This window comes from Lysinibacillus sp. ZYM-1, from assembly GCF_001308875.1.
Classification (GTDB): domain Bacteria; phylum Bacillota; class Bacilli; order Bacillales_A; family Planococcaceae; genus Lysinibacillus.
In genome coordinates this window covers 1-25,932 of the sequence record NZ_KQ465140.1, presented here as the reverse complement: position 1 = coordinate 25,932, position 25,932 = coordinate 1, and the positions used below count along the sequence as shown (strand labels likewise).

Here is a 25,932-nt window from a genome sequence, read left to right as displayed (position 1 = left end):
CTATTTTAGTAACGTTTTTATACCCGCTAACAAAGAAGTATAACCACGTTTGATACACCACTTCAAGAAGGAAAGTTGGCTTGCGATAATTTCTATAAATTCACAATAAAAGTTTATAGATATTGTATAACTTTTTTGATGTCTGGCACGTCTGATTGTATAGAAAATAAAAAAGAGGGGAGCGTATCCAACACCATGCAGGAACGCAGAAAAAGACGCGGTCCAATAATAGATTTCTTATTACTTGGCCTCATTGTTACTTTAACAACTATTATACTTGTTATTATCCTATCAAAGGATGAATTTAAGTTTCAAAAAATTAGTGCTTCAAAAGAAACCGACACAGAATCGGTTAATAGCAATTTATCAACAGAAAGTTCTGCGTTTCCAGGGATACGAATTGTGACAGACGTTTCAAATGATAAACGTATACCATTTGCTATTCATTACCCTCAAACAGATAACGAAGTTTTTAATGATGCCGTATTACAATACATAACGGATTCAAAAGAAAACTATATAGCGTCTATGAAAAAAGATAAAGAAGCTATGGGTGAATTAAATATTAGTCTTGAAACGTTCCCATATCGAGAGCATTACTATTCCTTTGTGCTAACAAAAATGCTGTACCTAGGTGGAGCTAACCATGAGGTCACTACAAAAACATTCTTTATTAACAACGAAACTGGCGAGCAAATCACTATTCAAACATTATTACAAAATGACGAGAATAATTTGTCAACATTAGCTGCTAATGTGCGAAAAGATTTGCAGAAGAACCTCCAAATAAAGGATGAGCTTTTAACTGACGAATTATTGAAAGCTACTGAACCAAAATGGTCTAACTTCAATCGCTTTGCTATTGTAGATGATTCATTACAATTCTATTTCGATGAATATGAGATTGCTAGCGGAGCAGCAGGTGCCCCAATAGTGAAATTACCCCTTTCGCTAATTAACCCATTGTTAGCCTCTGATTTTCAAATCGCTATGGAGAATGTAAAACCAACAAATCCACCACCTACAGGTGATCCAAATAAAAAACGAATCGCGCTGACTTTTGATGATGGTCCACATCCAAAAGTGACTGAACAGATATTAAACATTCTCGATAAATATCACGCAAAAGCAACCTTCTTTATGCTTGGTAGTCGTGTACAATATTATCCTGATATTGCAAGAGATGTACTTGCACGTGGCCATGAAATAGGAAATCATTCATGGAATCACCCTGTTTTAACAAAACTTACGCAAGAACAAGTGATGAAAGAGTATAACACTACAGCCTCTGAAATAGAGAAAGCGATTAATCACGGTGCCACTGTTTTTAGACCACCATACGGAGCAACTAATGATACGATTAACGCTGAGATCCCTGTTCCGGTTGTGCTTTGGACGATCGATACATTAGATTGGAAGCATCGCAACGCTCAGCAATTATTGCCGCATGTAAAAAATAATTTACACAACAATGCTATTGTTTTAATGCATGATATCCATCAATCTACTGCAGATGGTCTCGATGCTGTTCTTGCTTATTTACAAGCACAAGGCTATGAATTTGTAACAGTTTCAGAGATTCTGCCCTATCGTCAAAAGTAAGAATTCCTGACGTCATTAATAAAAGTCCAATGAATTTCACATTGAATTCATTGGACTTTTTCTGTTATTTAATGATTAATGTATCCAGAGGCTTGAAGTCTTTTAGCTGATAACTTTTCACTTCATTGCGCGCTACTGTATAGAGAGCATTATCTATATAGACTACTCGTTGCACAACCTGCTCCCAACTTTCATATGGCTCACCATTATTACCATTCACAATATTTCCTTTTAAAACAATTCCTTCATCTGCAGTAATTTCATAAATTTGGGCACCTTGACCTTTGTAAATAACGTTATCCCCTTTGCCCGCGTCGTATAGGACAACTGGGAAGCCAAAGTAGTTGTATTCCTTATTACGGAATAGCGCTTTGGGATTGTATTGTACCTCAGAATATGAACCTTTCCCGCCAATTTTTACTGTGGATTGCTCTTTTGGGTTTTTAAAATCAGATACATCAAACAATGACATCTTCATATTGGTTGTCACTGTAAAGTTACGTTTTGTATACGTATCATAGCGTTGCTCAGTATCATACCCAATGCCAATTAAATGTGTGTCATCTAATGGATGTAAGTAATTACTAAAGCCTGGAATCTTCAACTCCCCTAGGACAGCTGGTTTTTTCGGATTCGCTACATCAATGACAAACAGTGGATCAACTTGTTTAAATGTCACCACATATGCCTTATCTCCCATAAAGCGAGCAGAATATATTTTTTCCCCAGGCGCCATATCTTTCACTGAACCAAGTGCTTTTAAATGTTCATCCAAAACAAAGAGATGGTTATATGAAGTGCTTTTCTCATCCCATGTATTACCCTCTGTTGTAAAGATTCTGAAATTACCCTTATATTCATCCATTGAATACTGATTTAACACAGTCCCTTTTACTTCAGTACTACCAGCGAAATTCAATGTTGTTCCATCTATATTCCACTTGAAAATTTGCGTGTCAGCTGCTCTTGGTATCCATATCATATCCAGAGCACGTTTTTCTGATGAAATGACGTTATTATTATCATAAGTTGGTGACGTTAAATATAGCGCATTTTCTGACATATAAAGTCCGCTGCTACCACCCAAATACCCTTTCGTATTAGCAGTTGTTGTAGCACCATTTTTTAAATCGACGGCTGTAATTAAACTATACATGCCATCCATTGTATTAGGTAAAATTGAGATTTTTTCTAGAGGAAGGCTGTTGAACTCTTTGTCTGTCAAACTATCAAATGTTTTCGGTTTTAAGTCTGCTGTTGGCTCTTGTTGTAGTACCCAATAATTCGGATACATATTACCAATTAAATATAATGTGTCCTTTGTAATCCGGATATCCTTTAAATATCCTTCTTGCCCTACATCGCGTATATGTTTCGGATTACTTGGATTGGAAATATCGTAAAACGAGGCTGTGACCATACTCGTGCCTGCTTTTTCAATATATTCATCCCCAATCACTATTAATAGATTGTCATATAGTGCTAGTTTAGAGATATATTTCGACTCTTTCATTTTAATGTTTGTAGCCATTTTCAAATGCTGAGGGTCTTTAGCATTTACAACTGTAATGCTTTGATCCTTTGCTGTGAAAATAAAGCCATCTTTTACAACAACAATATCACCCTCTTCTACACCTTCAACTTGATTATTAGTTGTAGACTCGTTATTGGCTGTTGCTTTATCTTCACTTTGTGTACTAGCAGCCATCTCTTCCTCTCTAATTTCAACCCTTTGAGTCGTTAACAATTTTTTAAAATATTGTTGTAGTTCTTTTTCAGATTTGACGGCTGTTAACGTTTCAATGATGGTAAATGGAATAACTTGTGAAGCTACATTAAGTCCACCCTGTGCAAAGGCTTCTTTTTTTACATGTAATTGATAACTACCTGGTACAAGCTTCTTTACTACTAATGTTTTCTGATCTTCTAACAATACAATTGTTGCAGATACTTTTTTGCCTTTTTCCGTCGTAACATAGACATGGTCCTCAGTAATTTTATTTTTCTTTAAACTTACGGAGAAAGAAGCTTGCCAACTTTGAGTAGACATACTCATACTAGCAGCCTTGGCAGTCACCTCTGTATTTATTGCCCATGTGAAAATACCAGGCACAATCGCTAAAACGACTATCAGCATTATTGCCAGCCATTTACTTTTCATCATTTTTCCTCTCTTTCATATACTTGTTTATCCATTAGACTATGAAAGTGTCGGAAAGTTACATTTTTCTGAAATTTTTTTAAAGATTGGTTATGACTAAAAAAACGAGAGGGAATAAATCCCTTTCGTTTATTTTTCAAACGTCCATTTTGGTAACATTTTAGCTAATGGTTTATCTTGACGTCTTCCCAATACATAATCCGCCTGCATAATGGTATGAATTTCTCGCGTACCTTCATAGATAACGGGTGCTTTCGAGTTTCTCAGATATCGAGCAACTGGATATTCATCTGAATAGCCATAGGCACCATGAATTTGTACCGCATCATCAGCAGCCTTATTGGCAAAATCACACGCCTGCCATTTTGCTAAAGATGTTTCTCTGGTATTACGAACACCCTTATTTTTCAACTCACCTACACGATAAACCAATAGACGGCTCATCTGGTAACCAGCTTCCATATTAGCAATCATTTGGCCAACAAGCTGATGCTCTCCTATAGGCTTGCCAAAGGTTTCTCGTTCATGACAGTATTTCACACTTGCCTCTAAACAAGCTTGAATTAAGCCTACAGCCCCCGCTGCCACTGTAAAACGTCCATTGTCTAGGGCAGACATAGCGATTTTAAAGCCTTCGCCTTCTTCACCAAGACGATTCTCAGCTGGTACACGTAAATCTTCAAAGAAGAGCTCACCTGTATTGCCAGCACGAATACCATATTTCCCTTTGATAGCCTTTGATGTAAAGCCTGCCATTGAACGTTCAATAATAAATGCACTAATACCATGATGTTTCTTCGACTTATCTGTATATGCAAAAACAATAAAGTGATCTGCTATATCACATAAGGAAATCCATGTTTTCTGCCCATTGATGACATAATCATTGCCATCACGGACAGCTGTAGTAGACATAGCTGCTACATCAGAACCAGCTCCAGGCTCTGTAAGACCAAATGCACCAATTTGTACCCCTTTTGCCTGTGGAACAAGATAGCGCTGCTTTTGCTCTTCAGTACCCCATTGCATTAAGGTCATACTATTTAAACCTGTGTGAACAGATACTGCCGTTCGGAATGCTGTATCTCCTCGCTCAAGCTCCTCACACACGATGGCAAGAGCGTTATAATCCATACCACTCCCACCGTACTGTTCTGGAACACAAACCCCCATTAAGCCAAGCTCCGCTAGTCTCGACCAAATTTTAGCATCAAAGCTACCTTGGGCATCCCACTTTGCAATATAGGGAATAATCTCTTCATCCACAAACTGCCTTACCGTTTTTCGTAGCATCTCCTGCTCAGTGGACATGTCAAAATTCATAGTCAACACCTACCATTTCACAATCATAGCAGACTTATGAGATGTCTCTTTTATCACTACACCACGTTTGGCCATCTCTTCAATATACGTATCGCCAGGCACTATCGATTCAGGTGGGAATACACCACGCTCGGTAATATCGCCTGCACCTATCATCTGCGCTACAACAGAGATTGTGTTAGCTGTAGCACGAGCCATTGCCGTTTCATTAATGGTCATATCCTTACGCACAACCATTTCATATTCATAGGTCACTTGTTGCTGCGCTTTCTCACCAGCTACAATGACACGTAACAGAACCGCATCGGGTTTTGTTCCCAGCTCTAGTTTCTTTTTAAGCGCTTCACGCACTACGGAACGAACTGGCACTTCTTGATTATCCACTTCTACCTTATTCGCTGAATCAAGGAAGCCTAAATCTGCTAATAGCTTAAATTTCTCCGCATGCCCCTTATAACGAATTGTTTTATACTCCAATGTGCGGACATTTGGGAATGTCTTATACAATGTGGAAATGCCTCCAGATGTATAAAATGCCTCAAGCACACCGAAACCGTCAAAATAAATAGGTTCAACACCTGAAAGGGAAGGAACTTCTTGTAATTTGCCCTTTTGAATCGTTTTTGAAGGCTCCGTATAATGATCAAAAACGCCATCTAAAGAAAATACACGTGTATAGTGAAGCGGAGGCTTTGGTTCAGTTGGAATGCCGCCCACAAATAGCTTAATAGACTCAACATCATCTAATTTAGAGGCACCATAGCCCGCTAGAATATTGATCATACCTGGAGCAACACCTAAGTCTGGGATAATTGTGACACCTTTTGCTTTTGCTTCCTCGTGAAGATCTAATATATTCTCAGTAACCCCACCAATATGGCCACCTAAATCTACAGAATGTACACCTGCTTCAATGGCTGCTCTCGCAACTCGCTCGTTGAAGGAATAAAATAGTGCGTTGATAACAACATCACCTTTAGAGATGACCTTCATTAGCGAATCATCGTGTTCTGCATGAAGTTCTACAACTTCAACCTTATTTGTATTTAAAGTATCCACAAATTCCTGTGCCACTTTTACATCGATGTCACCTAAAAATACATGCTCAACTTTATCGTTTTTTATTAAGTCACGAGCTACCTCTTTACCCATCAAACCTGCACCTAATACAACAACTTTCATCAAGAACATCCCCTTTCGTTGATCTGTTACTCTGTATCGATTTGTGCTCTTTGTAATTTACCGCTGTAGTCTACGTAAATGCTCTTCCATTCTGTATATACATCTAAGGCTGCAACACCTGAATCTCGATGTCCATTTCCAGTTCCTTTGGTACCACCAAATGGCAAATGGATTTCAGCACCTGTCGTGCCAGCATTTATATAAACAATACCTGTGTCTAAATCACGCTGTGCGCGGAAAATAGTATTAACATTTTGTGAGAAAATTGAGCTCGATAAGCCAAATTTCACGCCATTATTTACTTCAATTGCTTCCTCTAAACTTGCTACCTCAATTAGAGAAACGACAGGGCCAAAAATCTCTTCTTGGGCAATAATCATGTCAGGCTTCACGTTCGTAAACAATGTAGGCTCGTAATAAAACCCCTTGTCATATGGTGGCTCATTTAAAATTCTGCCGCCTGCTAACAACGTGGCACCTTCCTGCTTGCCTATTTGTACATAGTGATTAATCTTTTCCAATGCAGCTTTATTAATCACTGGTCCAATTTTAACTGCCTCGTCTAATCCGTCCCCAATTGTTAACTGTTGCATTTCATCTAAGAGACGCTGTTCTAATTGTTCTTTTACATCTTTATGCACAATCACTCGACTACATGCTGTACATCTTTGACCAGCTGTACCAAAAGCACTCCATAAAATTCCCTCTGTAGCTAGCTGTAAATCTGCGTCATCCATAACAATGACAGCATTTTTCCCACCCATTTCTAAAGAAATCTTTTTCAAATGCTTACCGCCAAGCTCCGCCACTTTACTGCCCGTTGTTGTTGACCCCGTAAATGAAATCACCTTAACGTCAGGGTGTTCAATTAGTGCAGTCCCTACTGTTGGTCCTGTACCAAATACAATATTTGCGACACCATCCGGTAAACCCACTTCCTCAAAAATTTTCCCCATTTCATAAGCCATCATGGGTGTCTCATTTGATGGTTTCCAAATGAAAGTATTTCCGGCTACCATCGCAGGGAATGATTTCCACGTTGCAATTGCCACAGGAAAATTCCATGGCGTGATAAGCGCCACAACTCCAATAGGTGCCCTAACACTCATAGCAAACTTATTGGCGAGTTCAGACGGTGTTGTTTCACCAAACAACCTACGACCTTCACCTGCCATATAGTAGGCCATGTCAATGCCTTCTTGCACCTCTCCTCTTGCTTCTTCAATTACCTTGCCCATCTCTTTTGTTAAAACGGTCGCCAAATATTCCTTTTTTTCTTTCATTTTTTGACCGATGGCATATAAATATTCTGCACGTTTTGGGGCTGGTACAAGCGCCCAGCTCTTTTGTGCTTGTTTGGCAGCTACTACAGCCTCATCTACCTCATTGGAAGTAGAACGCGGTATGGTAGCAAGCTGCTCACCATTTGCAGGGTTCGTCACTGCTATACTTTGTAAATGCGAATGTGTGATCCATTTACCACCGATATAGTTTTTAATCTCCACTACATACACCCCCTGAAATACTCTATGATGCCTCGGCTATTGTACCAGTCGTATTCCTTAGGTACAGAATCTATGAATCTTAGTAGAATGAAATATGTCAATATTCCGAATTTTCAAGATGTGATATACCCTGTCATACTATTATTCAAATTATTATCGGTGACAACTGCCAGAGGCTTTATTTCCACTTAACTACCTTCCTCCGTATAGAGGATAACTCCAAAAAAGAGGAGTCGCTTAGAGTTATGTATATTCACAACACCCCTAGTTAAATGAAAATAAATAATACACATTCTAGTTTTTTATATTCGACATTTTCTAACTAATTCCCTTTTTTTCTAAATTATTTAATTTCTTATTGAAACCAATGTGATTTATAATCGTATACAATATCATTAAATTTACTTTTGGAGGAATCCCTTTATGAATAATCATGAAATTGACTACAAGTTATTTGGTGACGACATGCAATATGTGCAAGTTGAGCTAGATCCTCAGGAAACAGTTGTTGCTGAAGCAGGCGCTTTAATGATGATGGATGACGCAATCCAAATGGAAACTATTTTTGGCGATGGTTCAAGAGGCGGCTCGCAAAGTGGTCTAATGGGAAAATTATTAGGCGCTGGAAAACGTATAATTACAGGTGAAAGCTTATTCATGACGACATTCACAAACGTTGGCTCAGGTAAGAAACATGTTTATTTCGCTTCTCCATACCCAGGTAAGATTATCCCTATGGATTTAAGTCAATTAAACGGGAAAATTATTTGTCAAAAAGATGCGTTTTTAGCTGCAGCTAAAGGTGTTTCTGTAGGCGTAGAATTTCAGAAAAAAATCGGTGTAGGCTTCTTCGGAGGCGAAGGCTTCATTATGCAAAAGCTTGAAGGGGATGGCATGGCATTTGTACATGCAGGTGGAGCCATTCACGAAAAAACATTACAACCTGGTGAAGTTTTACGTGTAGACACAGGGTGTTTAGTAGCGATGACTTCAAATGTAAATTACGATATTGAGCTAGTTGGAGGCGTAAAAACTGCACTGTTTGGTGGCGAAGGGATTTTCTTTGCTACATTACGCGGTCCAGGAAAGGTCTGGGTACAATCATTACCATTTAGCCGTTTAGCAAGTCGCGTCTTTGCAGCGGCACCAATTTCACAAGGCGGTGGCGGCCAATCGAAAGGTGAAGGCGGTATTGGTGGTTTATTCGATTTATTCAATAAATAAAAAAACGGAGCATATCTACCAGTGATATGCTCCATTTTTCTAATCAATTCGATTTGATATCGCCTTGCCTTGCCCATAAGCAATCAATGCATTCACATTTAACATCAACATAGCGGTCCTGGTTTCTAAGGACGCACTTCCGATATGAGGCAGTGCCACAACATTCGGAAGCGTTAACAATGGATGATCCATAGCAACGGGCTCTTGTTCAAAGACATCCAGACCAGCCGCCCAAAGCTTTCCACTTCTCAAGACATCATATAGGGCACCCTCATCAATAATTCCACCGCGTGAAGCATTTATTAAGACAGCATCATCCTTCATTAAAGCTAATTCTTGTGCACCAATTAGCCCCTCTGTATCATTATTATAAGGTGTCATAATAACAACAAAATCAGATTGCTTTAAGAGATCCTCCAATGATGCATACCGGAAACCGTACATTTCTTCCGCTTCATGTCGACGTCTCCGATTATTATACAAAATCTTCATATCAAAGCCTTTTGCCCGTCTAGCCACAGCCTGACCAATTCGGCCCATACCTATAATTCCTATTGTCGCTCCAGATACATCTTTACCAACCAATTGCATGGGGTACCAACTTTTCCATTTACCCTCTCGTAAGTATCTTTCACTTTCTGGAAGTCTTCGTGCCGTTGCAAGCAGTAAGCCAAATACTAAATCTGCAGTCGTATTCGTTAAGACACCAGGCGTATTTGTCGCCATAATGCCTCTTTTTCGTAAAGCTTTCACATCAATATTGTTATAACCAACTGCTAAATTCGTTACTAACTTGAGGTTTGGTGCTAGGGAAATTAATTCCTCATCCACTTGATCTGCGATCGTTACCCACAGTACCTCACAATCAGCGACAGCTGCAAGCAGTTTATCACGTGGGATGACAATCTCCTCCTCTTCCCACTGTGAAACTTCATAATACTCCTGTAGTGGCTCAACAATATGTGTAGGAAACTTACGTGTAATAAATAATTTCTTTTTCATGTTCCAAACACCTCTCTACTCATTTCCCTAATTCGCCTATAGCGTAACACTTAAAACAGGCATTTTCTAGAGGTTTCTAGTTTGCATTCATCTATAATAATTGGTAATTGACCAATTCATCAGCCTTATAACTTGGTTTATCCGTGGAATTAATCATTTTATCCCCTTCATAATGAAAAAAAAACTATGCATAACCTGTATGCATAGCTATATCTCATTTAAAATTCTCTGATAGTTGTATTTAAACGATTGGCAACCCGCTCTAATTCTTCAGAGGATTCACCAATAGTTTCAATAATATTTGCTAAATCAGATATTTGCTTCCCTACATTTTGGAAATTTGAAATTGAATCTTCCACGGAGGTAGATATTGCATCAAAAGCTTTTAAAGACTCGGCATTACGTTCAATACTACTATTCACGAGTTCTTGTATTTCTTGAATAGCCTGAACTACCTGTGTTGTAATCCCATTAGACATCTGAATCAAATCAGCAATTTGTTCAACAGAACTTTTCGTCTGATCCGCAAGCTTTCGTACTTCATTCGCTACGACTGCAAAACCTTTACCATGCTCTCCGGCACGGGCTGCTTCAATTGCCGAGTTTAGTGCTAGTAAGTTTGTTTGACCTGAAATGCTTTTAACCATTTCAACAACCACATTAATTTTTGAAGAAGATTGGTCTAGCTGCTCAACCATATTTGCCATTTCAAACGTCTTATGATGAATTTTTCCTGTTTGTTCATTGATTGAAACTATTTTTGCATAGCCTTCACTTGATACTTTTTGCATAGATTCTGCCTCATGAATACTATTCATCAGCGAATCGTTCACCTTCTGGGCACTATAAACAAGTTCCGTTACTGTGTCAGATGTATTTTGTGATTGAACCTCCAAGTGAGTAGAAATTCCGCCTATAACATCCTTTACATGTTCGCGAACGCTATTGCGTTGTTCCTCAATTAATGTATTTGCATAGTTATCGTATTCTTCTAAAACAATTTGCTGTTCGAAATTACATATTTTACTGATGGCATCACAAAATTTTTCTTCCTCGCCTTTAGATAATCGAAGTTCGAAAATTATCTTACGTAGAGATTTCTCTAGAATTTGAAAGGCTGCTAAATACCACTTCGGATATAAGTTAATCTTCACATGCATTTTTGCCACACGTCTTCGCTTTTCAAGGAAAGCTTCATCTATTCGCCCCTCAAACATTTCAATAATATGATGGCGTAATGTTTGACGTAGGCGCTCACTGGAACTATGCCTTTGAATAACCTCTCGTAATGCTGGTACACTTTCAATAGCATGATAAAATGCCGCTACAACTTCCACAACGTTTCTTTCTACATATGGTTTTAAACTTTTAATTAGTTGAAGATCATGTACACTTAATTCCACAAGATTCAACTGCAATAAACGATCTGGATCTTCAATAAAAATGCCTACATTTGTTTCATTACTCATTTCAATTGTATTTTTCTTAGATCTATTTACAATTTGAAACATTTTCTCCACCTCATATTATAATCATATACCGAACTAATCCTATTTTCCTATTTGTCATTAAAAAACAACAAATAAATAGATATTTTATGTATCAATTATAATCTTAAACCTATCATTTGAACAATATATGGGTAAATATTGTTTGTTTTTATTATGTTATGCAATCCTTTTATACCAAAACAGATACTTTATACCTATTTTTATTCATTTTATTTGAAAGATGGACTGATAAATCAATAAATTTAATGCAAAAAAGCCACTGCTTCTTGTGAAAGAAGAGTGACTTTTTGTTTACATAAAAATAATCACGCAAAGAACTGCTGCTAAAACTAAACGATAAATAGCGAAAGGCATTAGTTTCACTTTTGAAATAAGCGCTAAGAAAAACTTGATTGAAAGTAATGCAAATATAAATGAACTAATAAATCCGACAGCATAAAATCCGAAATAGTCCATGGACAAAGTATCCCAGTTTTTTAAAACGGATACTAGACTAGCCCCTGCCATAATAGGTACTGCCATAATGAATGTAAAATCAGCTGCAACACGGTGGCTCATACCAAATAATACCCCACCAGAAATGGTCGCACCTGAACGTGAAAAACCTGGCCATAAAGATAGACATTGAACTAGCCCTACTTTAAAGGCCAAACCATAAGAAATCTTATCTAAAGAATCTACCTTTGGTTTTCTCGGCGCAAATTTATCCGCTACAATCATCAAGATTGCTCCTGCTACTAGCGCATAAATAACATGCTCTACTTTAAAAAGGTGATCGTCAATAAAATCCTTGAATGCAAAACCTAAGACAACCGCTGGTAGCATCCCGACAATAACATGCAATAAGTTAAACCGTCTATTTATAGACTGAGATTGACCCTCAATATTGTATAAGCCTACTAAGCTTAACATACGTTTCCACATCACAACGATAACGGCTAAAATGGAGCCAAGTTGTACTACAATTTTAAATGTGTTCGCAGGATATTTCCCTAAAAACTCCTCTGTCTTTAACCACATATCGTCAACAATAATCATATGACCTGTTGAAGAAACCGGTGCGAATTCCGTCATACCTTCAACAAAGCCCAAAATCAATGCTTTTAATAACTCTATAATTTCCACTTTGTCACCTTACCTTTATTAATCAAATACTCACTTATTATAAATTACTCCATTTTCATATACTACTGCTATTTCACCAAATAGTCATTCACGGCTATAACCGTTAACGGAATTTCATGTCCACTACCCAAAGCTCTGACCTACTACCGATTCTCATAGGCGGACCCCAGAAGCCATAGCCTGATGAAACAAGTGTATGCATTTGCTCTTTCAACTTATAACCATAATCCAGTTCAAACACTCGAGCTGTAATATATTGATTCGGCCAAAGTTGACCTTTATGCGTATGACCTGACATATGTAAATCAACCCCCAGTTTCGAAGGTGTTAACAAATCGTCAGGAGTATGATTCATCACAAGCCATGGTAAGCTCTCGGAAGACTTTAATTCTTCTAGTGACTTTCTATCTTTATTCGTCCTGTCCTCTTGCCCTGTTAATATAAACGCCTCATCTATACGAATTGTTTCATCTAGTAGTATTTTTACATTGGCATTTTTCATTTCTTCTATAAACTCAGGTATTTTTTTACCGTAATATTCATGATTACCCAATATACCATAAGTACCATATGTAGATGTTAATTGTTTCATGACATCAGCCATTCCCTCTTGAACAAACCATTTTGGATCATCGTCTACAATATCTCCAGCTAACAACACAATATCTGGCTGTGCTTCATTAGACAAGTTAACAAAACGTTGCAAATGCCTTTTATGCGATAAAACACCTAAATGAAAATCAGATGCCACAACAGCTCTCAATGACTTTAGTTCACTATCCTTTTTATCGACTGTTATTTCTAAATGACGTACAACTGGAGAATAAGCTAAATAAGAACCAATGATACTTAACATAAATAGTGCAGCAACCGCTATACTACCAATTATTTGTACATTTTTAAAGGGTGTTAGCCAAAAAATCAATTGTGCTGCTAAACATAGCAATAAGCCATATTCAAAAATAAACATCCAGTAGTTACTGATAATTGAAAAGAATCGTAATGACTCATGTAATCTTCCGATAATAATACTGAAAGCAACAAGATACAGTATTAACCAAAATAGGACTGGATAACGGAACCATCCCATAGCCCCTAGCCACTGCTTTACCCCCCACCCTAAATAGAAAGTCAACGCACTATAAATACTAATTAAAAGTATACCACTGATTACTTTTGGCATATCTTTGTCCTCTACTTTCCTATATATTTAGTTGATTATATCATTTATAGTTAACATTCATATTGCATGAACTACTTGAATAATCTTCTAAAGAAAATAGGAACTAACTACTTTAACGATTGCAATTTAAAGCATAGCTTATATTTTTCTATCTTTCTCTTGTTTTACATGACATTTCACTGTACGTAAATGACATTTTCGTCATTTATGCACTAAAAGCCACTTTTATTTTCACAAATCTTCCAGTAACATAATATACGATAGAGAAAATTTACGCATTTACGAGCAAAAAGGGGTGCTAATTCAAATGACACGTTATAAATTTGAAACAACAGAGCATGAGTTATTTCGTAAAACCTTTCGTAAGTTTTTAGCAGAAGAAGCTGAGCCACATTATACACAATGGGAAAAAGATCATCTAATCCCACTTACATTTTGGCGGAAGCTTGGTGATATGGGCTATCTTTGTCCACAAGTAGAAGAGCAATATGGTGGACTAGAACTTGATTTTAGTTTTGGTGTTATTATTCAAGAAGAGCTGGAACGTATAGGTTCAAGTCTTATCGGGATTGGCCTGCATAACGATATTGTCGTACCTTATATTGAGTCTTATGGTACACAAGAACAAAAATCTCGGTGGCTGCCAAAATGTATTTCAGGTGACTATATCACAGCAATTGCCATGACTGAGCCGGGTACAGGTTCAGACTTAGCAAATATTCAAACAACAGCTATTCGTGATGGTGACCATTATATTGTTAATGGACAAAAGACCTTTATTACCAATGGGATTCATACCAATTTAGCGGTTGTCGCAGTGAAAACAAATCCACTTGCTGAGAAAAAACATCATGGCATCAGTCTACTTGTCATTGAAGATGGTACACCAGGCTTTACTAAAGGGCGGAAGCTTGAAAAAGTGGGCATGCATGCTCAAGATACAGCCGAACTCTTTTTTGAAGATTGCCGAGTACCAGCACAAAACATACTTGGTGAAGAGGGCAAGGGCTTTGTTTATATGATGGAAAAACTTCAACAAGAGCGATTAGCTGTAGCTATTGCTGCACAGACAGCAGCTGAGGATATGCTTACCTTAACGCTAGACTATGTAAAATCACGCCAAGCATTTGGCAAATCAATTGGGGACTTTCAAAACACACAATTTAAAATAGCTGAAATGGCCACTACAATAGAACTTGGAAAATCCTTATTAGAGTCCTTGATTGAAGAACATATAGCAGGAAAAGATGTTGTGACCAAAGTATCCATGGCAAAATATTGGATAACGGAAAATGCCCGTGAGCTTGCTACACAATGCATGCAGTTGCATGGTGGCTATGGTTATATGGAAGAATATAAGATTGCACGTAGGTACAGAGATATTCCTGTTATGTCCATCTATGCAGGCACCAATGAAGTCATGAAAGTAATTATCGCTAAAAACTTAGGCTTGTAAACAAAAGAAGATGGGGGCAATTCTCTGCCACCATCTTTTCTCCTTTATACTGCTGAAATTCGAACCGTCACTTTAAATAAATCGCCATCTACATCAATGGTCATTCGAGCTCCATGCAAATCGACAATGGATTGCGCTATGGCTAATCCAAGTCCAGATCCCTCTGTATGGCGAGAAGCATCTGCACGTTTAAAACGCTCGAAAAGCTCCTCAGCATCTTCGCTAATTTCATACTTCGCTACATTTTTCACTGTTAGTTCAGCATCACCATCTGCTGTACGTTTTAGCGTCACATATACACGTGTGCCCTCTAGCGCATACTTCAAAACATTAACAATTAAATTATCAATGAGTCTCCACCATTTTTGACCATCAACATATGCATGAATAGGATCATGAGGCATAGTCATACGTAAATCTAAACGCGACTGTGATAAATCCTCCTTATGTTCTCCTACTGCTTGCTGGATAAGCTGCGTCAAATCTACACGACTTCGTTGAAGCTCAATATTCCCACTTGCCATTTTCGATACTTCAAAGAGATCTTCAATCAGCACTTTTAAACGTTCAGATTTTTTATCTAGAATATGAATATATTGTTGACGTTCTTCATCCGTAAGATTAGGTTTTTTTAGAAGATCCGTATACGTAATAATGGAAGTTAAAGGAGTTCGTAAATCATGACTCACATTTGTAATAAGCTCTGTTTTTAAACGTTCACTTTTCGCCTGCTCATGCATGGACGTCCGAACACCTTCTCGTAAATGGTTAAGATTTTCGGCATGACGAGCAAGTGGAGACTTCCCTTTCACCTTCACATCACGATTCAATCGTCCTTTGGCCATATCTTTCGTATCCTTCATAATACGATTTAGATAACCCATTCTCGACAGGAAAACAACCAAGGCTGGGAATCCTACGAACATACACATACCAAGAACAAGAACCGGAAATGCTCCTCCTCTTAACATGGAAGCGACAAGGCTACCTCCCCCAAAAAAGGCTGCAGCTAACATGACCAGTGAATGCAATGCAATTGAGCGATTGATAAATAAATCAGTCATCGAATCCCCAAGTGACCATAAATAACTTGATTTCACATTTTCTTCTAGCTTTTTCAATGTATCCACTCTTGTATACAACCATATTAATTGCACAAAGAAAGCACTACCAATAACAAATAACACACCTAATTTAAATGCTAGATCTAGTATAGAGCGTACATAATTAAATTGATAATTGTAATCGGAAGTGTATTCGATAGATTCGAAAACAACTTGGGAAGTAATCAGATACATAAATCCTGTGATCAACACTAAAATAGCCTGAAAATCGAACTTCACCTTAGTTAAAATCTCTTTTTCCTTCATACCCTTAACAGTTTGTAGTACATCCTTACGGCCTCTCCACGCAAAGACCGCCGTTACTATACTAATGAACCACACAAAGAAAAAGGTATATTGATTACGATGAAAACGATTATAATCTTGCATAACACCTAATGATTTAACTGCTTTTTTTGAGATGGTTAAGACACCCGTATATTCCGCTGTTTCATATAAATTATCTACATTCACATATGTTTCTGTACGGTAAAAAATATCCCTTAAATTATTACTAATATTTCCTATATATAATGGGTTTCGCTCCGAATACTTTATTTTATAGGCACTACTTTCCGAAACATTACCTGCACGGTACGTTTCACCTGTTTCAATATTCGTCAACTCATAAGACCAGTAATCATAAGACTTTTTAAAACTTTTAGCTTCCGCTTGTGCTGACTTGATATATTTATCGATAAGCGCTTCTTCTCCAGCACGAATCTTCTTTCGTACATGTTCATCATTTTCAAAGTTTGCCGTAATATCTTTAATCTTATTATCACGTTCAGTCTCTAACTTTGTTTTTAATTCCGCCGCATTAGCATCTGCTGCTTCCTGAATTCGCTGCTCGTATTGTTGTTTAATATTATCGATTTGCTGCCCTAATGTACCATAGTAATTACGATGTTCCTCTATATCTGATTGCGTAATCTCTATTTTCCCTTTCAAATCTTCAGCATTTGGTAGATTTATCACTAACGGCCCTAGTTCTGCAGTGAAATTATCGATTTCATGCTGGAAATTCTCTGATTGGAAATAGGATTTTCCAATATACTGATAACCCACATGCCAAAATGTAAAGATACCGAAAATTGTCCAAATGAGACTTAATAACACCAGCAAAGATTTCCATTTTTTTATCATACCTCTAACACTCCTCTAAAAAATTCTCTCTAGTAACTGTAAAACCTCTGAGGAGCGAGAATCGACGATTTGATAAGCATAAACGCCAAAATAGATGAGCCCAACAACACCTGCTATGAATCCTGCAATCGTCATATACTTCTCTATTTTATTTTTCCATTTTATAGCCAACGCCCCATACCACCTTTAGATAACGTGGATTTTTCGGATCAGCTTCAATTTTTTCTCGAATCTTGCGAATGTGAACTGCTACAATATTTTCAGCATTGTAGGCTTCCTCATTCCAAACTCGTTCATAAATTTCACGAATCGAAAAAACACGCCCTACATTTTTCATTAATAATTCCGTAATTTTATATTCTATTGGTGTTAGTCGAACCGGTTCTCCTTCTAATATGACCTCTTTTGCATCTTCATCAAGAACAAGTCCGTCAATTTCTACTTTTGTCGCACCTTCACTATACGTCCCTAGTTGCACATAGCGTCTTAGCTGAGATTTTACTCGTGCCAATAGCTCTAATGGATGGAACGGCTTTGTCACATAATCATCTGCTCCTACTGATAATCCATGAATTTTATCGCCATCCTCAGCCTTTGCACTTAGCATAATAATAGGTATATTGCGCTCTGCTCTAATTTTAAATGTCGCTGTAATACCATCCATATTTGGCATCATAATATCTAAAATGATTAAATGTACCTCATTATTTTCTAGCTTTTCTAATGCATCTAAGCCGTCTGCTGCTTTAATGACATTATAGCCTTCATTTTTTAAATAGATTTCAATACCATCACGAATATCTTGATCATCATCTGTTACAAGAACTGTTAGTTTCGTCATGATAGACACCTCGCTCTCAAATATAAGTGTACCTTTCAAATCTTAAAAACCAGCTAGCAAAAAAATGAAGAATTTCTTAAGGTTTTAGCTTACTATGTAGCTTGCTTTGTCTCCCACCTATCGTCAAAGCAACAATGCCGCCTAATAGCATTACTACACCAAGCCAGGATACGCCACTTAATTGTTCTCCAACTAGAAAGACGCCAAGAATTGCGGCAGTCAATGGCTCCGCTAACGAAAGAGTTACAGCTGTTGATGAATTTATTTTTTGCAAACCATTTAAGAACAATAAATAAGCTACGCTTGTACACATAATCCCCATAAACAGCATTGTCCATAAATTATGCATACTTCCTAACCAATCAAATCCATTGTGCAGTGAAAAAGGTAGTAAAAGTATAGTACAAAGTGAAAATGTCATAGCAACTGCTGGTAAAGCGTCCTCCTGCACCATTAATTTTTTACTAATATTTGTATAAAAGGCAAAAGACAGCCCTGCACGTAATGCTTGACCGAAGCCACCTATATGTACAGCTTCTTCACCATTATTCATAAATAATAAAAAACAACCGATAATCGCCATCAATGTAGCAAGTCCCCAAACAGCAGACGGTCGTGTTTTCCATATAAGCCATTCTATAACACCAGAAAAGACTGGTGCACTTCCAATGGTTGCAACAGTTCCAATCGCTACACCCGTTAGACGTATGGACGAAAAGAAAAGACCTTGGAATAGGGCAATACTAGCTGCAGCCAAAATGGTCCATTTCCATGACCAATTTAGAAAATTAATTTTACGTAACAAAATCGTGATAGCTAAAAGAAGCCCTCCCCCCGCCTTATTCCTTCATTAATACTAATAATACAGATTTATCCAAAATCAAACAATTATCATTTTTACTATTTCATTCATTTATCCCAGTATGCATTCGATTCAATGGACGTTATAATGAATACAGTAAAAGGAGCGAATTGTATGTACAAAACAATAGAAGAGACAGCTATTGACCTGGGTATGCCTGAAGATCAAATATTACGCCTAATCTATGAGGGACGCATCCGTTCTGTTTTCGATGGAGATCAGATACTCATAAATAGTGGTCAATTCAGTACTTATTTTAATCAATTGGAACGTATCAAAGAGGAAATTGAAATATGGCGATCTACCCCTATACCAGAAGATATTGATGTAAAAGACGAGGATTAAAAAGCCCACCATTCAAACAATAGAACATTGTTGAATGGCGGGCAACTTTAAAAAATATTATTAAATCGTTACAACAAACCCTGCTCTCTTCCCGATGATTTCAGCATAATCTTCTACCATTACACTAGCTGTTGGGTACATTCCAGCACCAGGTCCTACTAATGTTAATGTGCCAATATAATTGGTTTCTAGTGCAACTGCATTGAACACATCATCGACTGGATAAAGCGGGTGTTCTTTATCGACCAATTGCGGACCAACCTTAGCTACAATTTTCCCGTTAGTCAATTTTTCAACTTCAGCTACATGGCGATATCGTAGACCTTTTTCGCATGCTTCACGGACCTGTGAAGCCGAAATGCTGTCTATTCCAATAACATCTACATCCGCCCAATCAGGTTGCTCTCCAAATGCTAAGGCACTTAAAATCATTAATTTTTTAAAGGCATCCTGACCAGAAATATCATTATATGGATCTGCCTCAGCATAGCCTAAACTTTGTGCTTCCTTTAAAGCAGTATCAAATGACCAGCCCTCTGCACGCATTTTAGTTAAAATATAATTACAAGTCCCATTTAAAACACCTTGTATACGACTTACATCGTTAACAAGTAAAATATTTTTCATAGTTTTAATAACAGGTACCCCTCCAGCAGTAGTGGCCTCAAAGCCTACAAAAACACCATTTGCTTTTGCAAGATCTTGCAACTCTAATCCACGTTTTGCAAACATTACTTTGTTGGCTGTAATAACGTGACATTTATGCTCCACTGCTCGCTTTAAATAGCTATATGCAGGTTCTTCATTAACAATTGCTTCAAATACTACCTGCATGCCCGATTCTGCTAATACTTCTTCCATGCTTGTTGTCATCAAATGTGCTGTACCTGGTACACGTTCGCGGCTAGCATCTGTCACTAAAATCTTTGCTACTTCTAACTCAATACCTAATTTATTTTTAAGCTCTTCTCGCTTTTCATTTAATATATGATAGATCCCTTGACCTACAGTTCCAAACCCTAAAATCGCTGCCTTTATAGTTGCCATTCTCGTTATTCCCTCCAACTTACATTCCGCAGTTTCATCAAAGCCAAACTCCCCCGGGGTTGTGCCAATTCATATGACACCCACCGCAGGCCTTAGCCAACAACTTATTTGGGATAAGTTTTGTTTTATCAGTACGTGTTAGTACACATACAAATTCAAATAATTCAAAATTTAACTTAAAGAAAATTGTAACGCATATATATACTTTACACAAGAAAAATCTTTCTAGGAAGGACATTTGTTTTCCCTAGACGTGCAAAAGAAATCGGTTTCATTCCCTTTATTATACGTTTTTTTAGTTTAACTATAAGATTTGAACAAATATTGACTCTTTGTATTTAAAAAATGAATGTCTTTCTTCTATTATATATGTATGTTCAGACACCCATAATCCTGCTAAAAAATCAAACCGCTATAAAAAAAGCTCATTCCCTGTAGCAGCAGAGAATGAGCTTAAATATATGAGGGATTTTTTAGCTCGCTTTTGAAAGCAATTGATAACGATATTGTGTTAAAGCTTGTTGAACAAGACTGATTTCTATTTCAGTAAAATTTGGTATTGCATACGTACGTTCCACTAATTGAAATGTACCATACTTTAAATAAAATTCTGTTGCTGGAAGTGGAATGTGGCACACACCATACATTTCATAAGCCTCATAAACTTCCTTAACAGTATGCCCCTTCTCATCAACATAAACCTGTTCCTGATATGCTGAATGACCAAAGGCTTGTTGCCATTTACGTTCAACTGATGTAAGTATGTGTTGAATGGATTTATTGTTGACAAATACATGACCTTCATTTAGTTCATAAATTAGATATGATGCAATGTTTTGCGCACTATAGACATTACCCATTTAAACACTCCTTTATCATCAGTTTTTTGAAGAGTAGTCACTGGCTATGCAACTACTCTCCTATATATTCAAAAGTGGGGGAGCACTTATGAAAACATTTACCTTTTTTAACGAGTTCTTTCGTACACTTAACTTATATCCAAGTATATAGCAAGGTTTTAATTAAGTCAATAATACATATAAAGATACTTGGTATTATTTTTTAAAAGGTTCTGACAATTACCAGATGAGTTTGTGATTCATGTAGCAACGTTTAACGTATTACCAGATGAGGCCTTTCGAATGAGAAAATACGTAAACGCTACAACATTCTCTTGTATATTCTATATTAAGCTTCTATTGTTTGTTCAGTTGCTGTTGCTTGCGTAATAGCCTGTTCTAAATCTGCAATGATGTCCTCTATTGCCTCTAAACCGATTGATAAGCGAATGAGCGATTCGGTTACGCCAGCTTGAATTAGTTCATCTGCTGATAATTGTTGATGTGTAGTAGATGCTGGATGGATGATTAACGATTTGGCATCTCCTACATTCGCAACATGTGAAAACAGCTTTACATGATCAATAAGATTTCGGCCTGCTTCACGTCCACCTTTTATGCCAAATGTTAGCACTGAACCGAAGCCATTCCTTAAATACTTTTTCGCCAATTCATGGGTTGGAAAATCCTTTAGGCCATTATAATTTACATACTCCACAGATGGGTGGTTGCGTAAATATTCAGCCACAGCTAATGCATTCTCGTTGTGTTTAGGGATTCGCAAATGAAGCGTCTCTAAGCCTTGTAATAGATTGAAGGCTGCATCTGCACTTAATGTTGGGCCAAAATCACGTAATAACTGGACACGTAGCTTTGTAGCAAATGCAGCAGAAGCAGTATCGATTCCATAACGTAAACCATGGTAAGAAGAATCCGGCTCTGTAAAGCCTGGGAAGCGTCCTCTAGTCCAATCAAACTTACCAGCGTCTACAACAACGCCTCCTAAAGTTGTACCATGACCACCTATCCACTTAGTTGCTGAATGAACAACGATATCTGCACCGAATTCAATAGGTGTAGAACCATATGGAGAAGCAAACGTACTATCAATAATTAATGGTAAGCCATTGTCATGTGCAATTTTAGCCACTGCCTCAATATCTAAAACTTTTAAACTTGGATTCCCATAAACTTCAGCAAAGACAGCTTTTGTTTTATCTGTGATGGCAGCTTTGAAATTCTCTGGGTTTGTTTCATCTACAAAAATTGTTTTAATACCGTAGTTTGGTAGTGTGTTAGCGAATAAATTATAAGTACCACCATATAAGGAACTCGCTGCTACTATTTCGTCTCCGGCTCCCGCTAGATTCAAAATAGAAAATGCGATTGCTGCTGCACCAGATGAAAGTGCTACTGCTGCTGTTCCGCCTTCCAATAAAGCCACACGTTTTTCAAATACATCAACAGTCGGATTTGTAATACGTGTGTAAATGTTCCCAGCTTCCTCTAAAGCAAAAAGACGTTGCGCATGAGCAGTGTCTTTAAATACGAATGCTGTCGAACGATAGACAGGGACTGTACGAGATCCTGTCACTGGGTCTGGCTCTTGCCCGCCATGTAACAACAATGTTTCTGGTTTAAAATTGGTCATTGTGTACCTCCAAAATGGTTATTTTTTTACGATGGTACCGGAGATGAGGAGGATTTTTTCTGAGAAAACAAAAACCCCCTTCAGCTAAGAAGAGGGTTGCGGTTGCAAGTTTTCCTCCCCTTATCTGCCAGATCCAAGTAAGAATCTGTAGGAATTAGCACCTTAGTAAGTTCATCACTTACTGGTTGCCGGGCATCATAGGGCCTATCCCTCCGCCGCTCTTGATAAGAGTATGAGATTCAATTTCCATCGTTGTTACACAGTATAAACATAGAGTTTTTTTCTGTCAACATGTAAATTTTATTTTTTCCGAAACTTCTGTCTGCTCTTATACGTAAGAAGAACGCATACACTATTTTAGAAAAAATTTTGAAAGGAGTATTTTTATGGTAAAAGCCGTGATTCTTTTTCTAGTTGTTGGCTACTTAATTGGCTGTATTCACGGCTCTAAAGTGGCACAATTTTTATCCGGGGTTGATTTAAAAAAAGCGGGCCACGGCAACGCTGGTGCCTCTAATGCTACGCTTTCCCTCGGCTGGAAATATGGCGTTTTAGTAGCTCTTATCGATATTGGCAAAGGCATTGCAGCCATCCTTGGTGCACACTTTTATTTAGCAGATGCAACACATTTAACCGAAGAACAAATATGGCTTCTAACATACTTGATAGCTGCAGGGGTTATTTTAGGGCATAATTTCCCATTTTATATGCGCTTCAATGGTGGAAAAGGAACTGCCTCCATCATCGGAATTTTACTAGCGGTCGACTGGAAGATTGGTTTATTTGCACTTATTCTATTTGTTATTTTATCTTTTGCAACAAACTATTTAATTGTCGGTGTATTAGAGTTTTATCTCGTTTTTTGTACTGCAACTTATTTATGGATTCCCGGACTCGGCCCAACCATTATTGCCGTTCTTCTTTTTGGTTTAGCTATTATTTTACACACAGAAAATATCAAACGGCTAATCAATGGGACCGAACCTAAAGTGACGTCTGCGTTTAAGAAAAAGCGATAATATTTTTAAGGATATTTTTGTATTTTTTATGACCACAAATTATCTCTTTAACTACTATTAAAGCTGTAAAACGGACATTTTTCACATTCCTAAACTCTTTATAAAAAAACAGACTAATTCTTATCTTAATAAAACATTATACTGACCGATGTTATGGATAATAATCGTCATGTTTTTCGTAGAAAGGATGAGAAAATATGTCTTCACCTAAACAAGCAACGACGAAACGTAATTTAAAGCCATTATGGATTGGCTTGGCCTTTGCGTTACTAATTATCATTACTTTTTTACCTAATAACGGTGAGTTACCTGTAGCAGGGCAACGTGCTTTAGCCATCTTAGCTTTCGCGGTTATCCTTTGGGTAACAGAGGCCGTTTCATACCCTGTAAGCTCTGCAATGATTATTGCACTCGTAACTGTTTTACTAGGACTCGCGCCATCAATTGATGATCCCACAACACAACTAGGTACCGCTGGCGCCTTAAAACTATCATTAAGTGGTTTTAGTAATTCCGCCGTTGCCCTTGTAGCAGCGGCTCTTTTCCTAGCGGCTGCCATGCAAATTACCAATTTACACAAACGACTTGCTCTGTGGATTCTTTCACTTGTAGGAACTAAAACAAAAGCTATTGTATTTGGTGCTATATTAGTTTCAATAGCCCTCGCATTTTTTGTTCCTTCTGCCACTGCGCGGGCGGGCGCAGTAGTCCCTATACTTCTTGGAATGGTCGCAGCATTTGGTCTACCACGCGATAGTCGTCTTGCTGCTTTACTTGTTATTACTTCCGTCCAAGCCGTTTCCATCTGGAATATTGGTATAAAGACTGCAGCAGCGCAAAATATGGTTGCATTAAATTTCATTCAAGAGCAATTTAATGTGAATATTTCCTGGGGTGCTTGGTTACTCTATGCCGCCCCATTCTCGATCATTATGTCTGTAGCTTTATTTTTCATTATGATTACATTAATTAAGCCTGAGACGAGCAATATCGAGGGTGGTAAAGAGGTCATCAAGAAACAGCTTGCCGAACTAGGACCATTAAAAGCACCTGAAATTCGATTAATCGTTACATCATTAGTTTTACTATTTTTCTGGGCAACGGAAGGCAAGCTCCACCCATTTGATACGACAACTGTCACAATTATTGCTATTGCTATACTACTAATGCCTAAAATCGGGGTTTATTCTTGGAAGGAAGTTGAACCTCATATTCCTTGGGGAACAATCATTGTCTTCGCAGTAGGCATTATGTTAGGAACTATTTTATTGAATACAAAAGGAGCATCATGGTTATCAGATAAAGTTTTTGGTTCACTCGGTCTAGATACTATGCCAATTCTTGCTACAATTGCACTCGTAACATTATTTAATATTCTTATTCATTTAGGTTTCGCCAGTGCAACAAGCCTAGCATCTGCACTTATACCAGTGTTTATCGTGTTAGCTTCCACATTAACGACTAATGTAGATCAGGTTGGTTTCGTAATCGTACAACAATTTGTCATTAGTTTTGGCTTCCTTTTACCAATTAGCGCACCACAAAATATGCTTGCTTACGGTACAGGCGCGTTTACAACAAAGGATTTCCTGAAATCGGGTATTCCATTAACGATTATCGGCTTCCTCCTAGTTCTTCTGTTCTCAGCAACTTATTGGAAATGGATTGGGTTACTATAAGTCGCTGATAGACTCAGATAAACATATACACAAAAAAAGCCTTGAAGGAATATACTAACTGCGCACTGACCTAGAAAAGTGAGACAAATAAAAACACCTTTCGTTGAAAAACGGGTATAAGCATAC

At 37.6% G+C, this 25,932-nt stretch carries 20 protein-coding genes, 1 pseudogene and 1 riboswitch; of the genes and pseudogenes, 6 read left to right on the top strand and 15 right to left on the bottom strand.

Translation table 11 applies throughout. From position 1 onward, the window contains the following. The first annotated feature begins 195 nt into the window (after nt 1–195). Entirely contained in the window at nt 196–1,602 is a 1,407-nt protein-coding gene (locus AO843_RS20315) for a polysaccharide deacetylase family protein (RefSeq protein ID WP_054612895.1), read from the top strand. A 64-nt stretch (nt 1,603–1,666) separates the two neighbouring features. Here the strand turns inward: AO843_RS20315 and AO843_RS20310 are convergent, their stop codons facing one another. The 4 genes from AO843_RS20310 to AO843_RS20295 form a co-directional block, all read right to left on the bottom strand. Beyond that, entirely contained in the window at nt 1,667–3,763 is a 2,097-nt protein-coding gene (locus AO843_RS20310; protein ID WP_054612894.1) for a beta-propeller domain-containing protein, read from the bottom strand. 129 nt (nt 3,764–3,892) lie between these two features. Further along, nucleotides 3,893–5,086, bottom strand: coding sequence for an acyl-CoA dehydrogenase family protein (locus AO843_RS20305; RefSeq protein WP_054612893.1), 1,194 nt, complete (start codon nt 5,084–5,086; stop codon nt 3,893–3,895). A gap of 9 nt (nt 5,087–5,095) precedes the next feature. After that, a complete protein-coding gene (locus AO843_RS20300) occupies nt 5,096–6,268 on the bottom strand; it encodes a saccharopine dehydrogenase family protein (protein WP_054612892.1) in 1,173 nt (390 codons plus the stop codon). A gap of 26 nt (nt 6,269–6,294) precedes the next feature. Continuing rightward, entirely contained in the window at nt 6,295–7,773 is a 1,479-nt protein-coding gene (locus AO843_RS20295) for an aldehyde dehydrogenase family protein (RefSeq protein ID WP_054612891.1), read from the bottom strand. Between the two features lie 423 nt (nt 7,774–8,196). Between AO843_RS20295 and AO843_RS20290 the strand changes: the two genes are divergently transcribed. After that, nucleotides 8,197–8,997: a TIGR00266 family protein gene (locus AO843_RS20290; protein ID WP_054612890.1), complete on the top strand. Its 801-nt coding sequence runs from the start codon at nt 8,197–8,199 to the stop codon at nt 8,995–8,997. 39 nt (nt 8,998–9,036) lie between these two features. On the opposite strand, the gene AO843_RS20285 is transcribed toward AO843_RS20290, so the two are convergent. From AO843_RS20285 to AO843_RS20270, 4 genes are all read right to left on the bottom strand, one after another. After that, nucleotides 9,037–9,999, bottom strand: a complete 963-nt coding sequence (locus AO843_RS20285; protein WP_054612889.1) for a 2-hydroxyacid dehydrogenase — start codon at nt 9,997–9,999, stop codon at nt 9,037–9,039. A gap of 218 nt (nt 10,000–10,217) precedes the next feature. Continuing rightward, the gene (locus AO843_RS20280) at nt 10,218–11,510 is read right to left on the bottom strand and encodes a globin-coupled sensor protein (protein ID WP_054612888.1); all 1,293 of its coding nucleotides are present in this window, start codon (nt 11,508–11,510) and stop codon (nt 10,218–10,220) included. A gap of 291 nt (nt 11,511–11,801) precedes the next feature. Next, nucleotides 11,802–12,635, bottom strand: a complete 834-nt coding sequence (locus tag AO843_RS20275; protein WP_054612887.1) for an undecaprenyl-diphosphate phosphatase — start codon at nt 12,633–12,635, stop codon at nt 11,802–11,804. 103 nt (nt 12,636–12,738) lie between these two features. Further along, the gene (locus AO843_RS20270; protein ID WP_054612886.1) at nt 12,739–13,818 is read right to left on the bottom strand and encodes a metallophosphoesterase; all 1,080 of its coding nucleotides are present in this window, start codon (nt 13,816–13,818) and stop codon (nt 12,739–12,741) included. 307 nt (nt 13,819–14,125) lie between these two features. On the opposite strand from AO843_RS20270, the gene AO843_RS20265 reads away from it, so the two are divergent. After that, nucleotides 14,126–15,274, top strand: coding sequence for an acyl-CoA dehydrogenase family protein (locus AO843_RS20265; RefSeq protein WP_054612885.1), 1,149 nt, complete (start codon nt 14,126–14,128; stop codon nt 15,272–15,274). Nucleotides 15,275–15,318: 44 nt separating this feature from the next. On the opposite strand, the gene AO843_RS20260 is transcribed toward AO843_RS20265, so the two are convergent. The 4 genes and pseudogenes from AO843_RS20260 to AO843_RS25625 form a co-directional block, all read right to left on the bottom strand. Further along, nucleotides 15,319–17,523: a histidine kinase dimerization/phospho-acceptor domain-containing protein gene (locus tag AO843_RS20260; RefSeq protein WP_054612884.1), complete on the bottom strand. Its 2,205-nt coding sequence runs from the start codon at nt 17,521–17,523 to the stop codon at nt 15,319–15,321. 15 nt (nt 17,524–17,538) lie between these two features. Further along, nucleotides 17,539–17,694 carry a hypothetical protein gene (locus AO843_RS24650; protein WP_008176206.1) on the bottom strand — a complete coding sequence of 52 codons (156 nt, stop codon included), beginning with the start codon at nt 17,692–17,694 and terminating at the stop codon, nt 17,539–17,541. Next, a complete protein-coding gene (locus tag AO843_RS20255) occupies nt 17,672–18,364 on the bottom strand; it encodes a response regulator transcription factor (RefSeq protein WP_054612883.1) in 693 nt (230 codons plus the stop codon). Before AO843_RS20255 ends, AO843_RS24650 begins: the two co-directional genes overlap by 23 nt. 76 nt (nt 18,365–18,440) lie before the next feature. Continuing rightward, a pseudogene (locus AO843_RS25625) lies at nt 18,441–19,184 on the bottom strand (EamA family transporter); the annotation flags it as partial. A gap of 156 nt (nt 19,185–19,340) precedes the next feature. Between AO843_RS25625 and AO843_RS20245 the strand changes: the two are divergent. Then, nucleotides 19,341–19,571: a MerR family transcriptional regulator gene (locus AO843_RS20245; protein ID WP_054612882.1), complete on the top strand. Its 231-nt coding sequence runs from the start codon at nt 19,341–19,343 to the stop codon at nt 19,569–19,571. A gap of 60 nt (nt 19,572–19,631) precedes the next feature. Here the strand turns inward: AO843_RS20245 and AO843_RS20240 are convergent, their stop codons facing one another. From AO843_RS20240 to AO843_RS20230, 3 genes are all read right to left on the bottom strand, one after another. Further along, nucleotides 19,632–20,618, bottom strand: a complete 987-nt coding sequence (locus tag AO843_RS20240; RefSeq protein ID WP_054612881.1) for a homoserine dehydrogenase — start codon at nt 20,616–20,618, stop codon at nt 19,632–19,634. Between the two features lie 473 nt (nt 20,619–21,091). Further along, nucleotides 21,092–21,478: a hypothetical protein gene (locus AO843_RS20235; RefSeq protein ID WP_054612880.1), complete on the bottom strand. Its 387-nt coding sequence runs from the start codon at nt 21,476–21,478 to the stop codon at nt 21,092–21,094. 328 nt (nt 21,479–21,806) lie between these two features. Next, nucleotides 21,807–23,108: an O-acetylhomoserine aminocarboxypropyltransferase/cysteine synthase family protein gene (locus tag AO843_RS20230; RefSeq protein ID WP_054612879.1), complete on the bottom strand. Its 1,302-nt coding sequence runs from the start codon at nt 23,106–23,108 to the stop codon at nt 21,807–21,809. A gap of 117 nt (nt 23,109–23,225) precedes the next feature. Further along, nucleotides 23,226–23,339, bottom strand: a riboswitch (SAM riboswitch). Between the two features lie 155 nt (nt 23,340–23,494). Here AO843_RS20230 and AO843_RS20225 point away from each other — a divergent pair. Together AO843_RS20225 and AO843_RS20220 are read left to right on the top strand one after the other, a co-directional pair. After that, the gene (locus AO843_RS20225; protein ID WP_054612878.1) at nt 23,495–24,127 is read left to right on the top strand and encodes a glycerol-3-phosphate acyltransferase; all 633 of its coding nucleotides are present in this window, start codon (nt 23,495–23,497) and stop codon (nt 24,125–24,127) included. A gap of 197 nt (nt 24,128–24,324) precedes the next feature. Further along, nucleotides 24,325–25,806: a DASS family sodium-coupled anion symporter gene (locus tag AO843_RS20220; protein WP_054612877.1), complete on the top strand. Its 1,482-nt coding sequence runs from the start codon at nt 24,325–24,327 to the stop codon at nt 25,804–25,806. Nucleotides 25,807–25,932: the final 126 nt, after the last annotated feature.

Bases quoted from the DNA above. Each gene is read 5' to 3' on its own strand.
- AO843_RS20265 (WP_054612885.1), top strand. From the start codon at position 14,126: ATGACACGTTATAAATTTGAAACAACAGAGCATGAGTTATTTCGTAAA.
- AO843_RS20225 (WP_054612878.1), top strand. From the start codon at position 23,495: ATGGTAAAAGCCGTGATTCTTTTTCTAGTTGTTGGCTACTTAATTGGC.
- AO843_RS20260 (WP_054612884.1), bottom strand. From the start codon at position 17,523: ATGATAAAAAAATGGAAATCTTTGCTGGTGTTATTAAGTCTCATTTGG.
- AO843_RS20305 (WP_054612893.1), bottom strand. From the start codon at position 5,086: ATGAATTTTGACATGTCCACTGAGCAGGAGATGCTACGAAAAACGGTA.
- AO843_RS20235 (WP_054612880.1), bottom strand. From the start codon at position 21,478: ATGGGTAATGTCTATAGTGCGCAAAACATTGCATCATATCTAATTTAT.
- AO843_RS20255 (WP_054612883.1), bottom strand. From the start codon at position 18,364: ATGACGAAACTAACAGTTCTTGTAACAGATGATGATCAAGATATTCGT.
- AO843_RS20315 (WP_054612895.1), top strand. From the start codon at position 196: ATGCAGGAACGCAGAAAAAGACGCGGTCCAATAATAGATTTCTTATTA.
- AO843_RS20280 (WP_054612888.1), bottom strand. From the start codon at position 11,510: ATGTTTCAAATTGTAAATAGATCTAAGAAAAATACAATTGAAATGAGT.
- AO843_RS20300 (WP_054612892.1), bottom strand. From the start codon at position 6,268: ATGAAAGTTGTTGTATTAGGTGCAGGTTTGATGGGTAAAGAGGTAGCT.
- AO843_RS20245 (WP_054612882.1), top strand. From the start codon at position 19,341: ATGTACAAAACAATAGAAGAGACAGCTATTGACCTGGGTATGCCTGAA.
- AO843_RS20310 (WP_054612894.1), bottom strand. From the start codon at position 3,763: ATGAAAAGTAAATGGCTGGCAATAATGCTGATAGTCGTTTTAGCGATT.
- AO843_RS20285 (WP_054612889.1), bottom strand. From the start codon at position 9,999: ATGAAAAAGAAATTATTTATTACACGTAAGTTTCCTACACATATTGTT.
- AO843_RS20230 (WP_054612879.1), bottom strand. From the start codon at position 23,108: ATGACCAATTTTAAACCAGAAACATTGTTGTTACATGGCGGGCAAGAG.
- AO843_RS20270 (WP_054612886.1), bottom strand. From the start codon at position 13,818: ATGCCAAAAGTAATCAGTGGTATACTTTTAATTAGTATTTATAGTGCG.
- AO843_RS20220 (WP_054612877.1), top strand. From the start codon at position 24,325: ATGTCTTCACCTAAACAAGCAACGACGAAACGTAATTTAAAGCCATTA.
- AO843_RS20240 (WP_054612881.1), bottom strand. From the start codon at position 20,618: ATGGCAACTATAAAGGCAGCGATTTTAGGGTTTGGAACTGTAGGTCAA.
- AO843_RS20290 (WP_054612890.1), top strand. From the start codon at position 8,197: ATGAATAATCATGAAATTGACTACAAGTTATTTGGTGACGACATGCAA.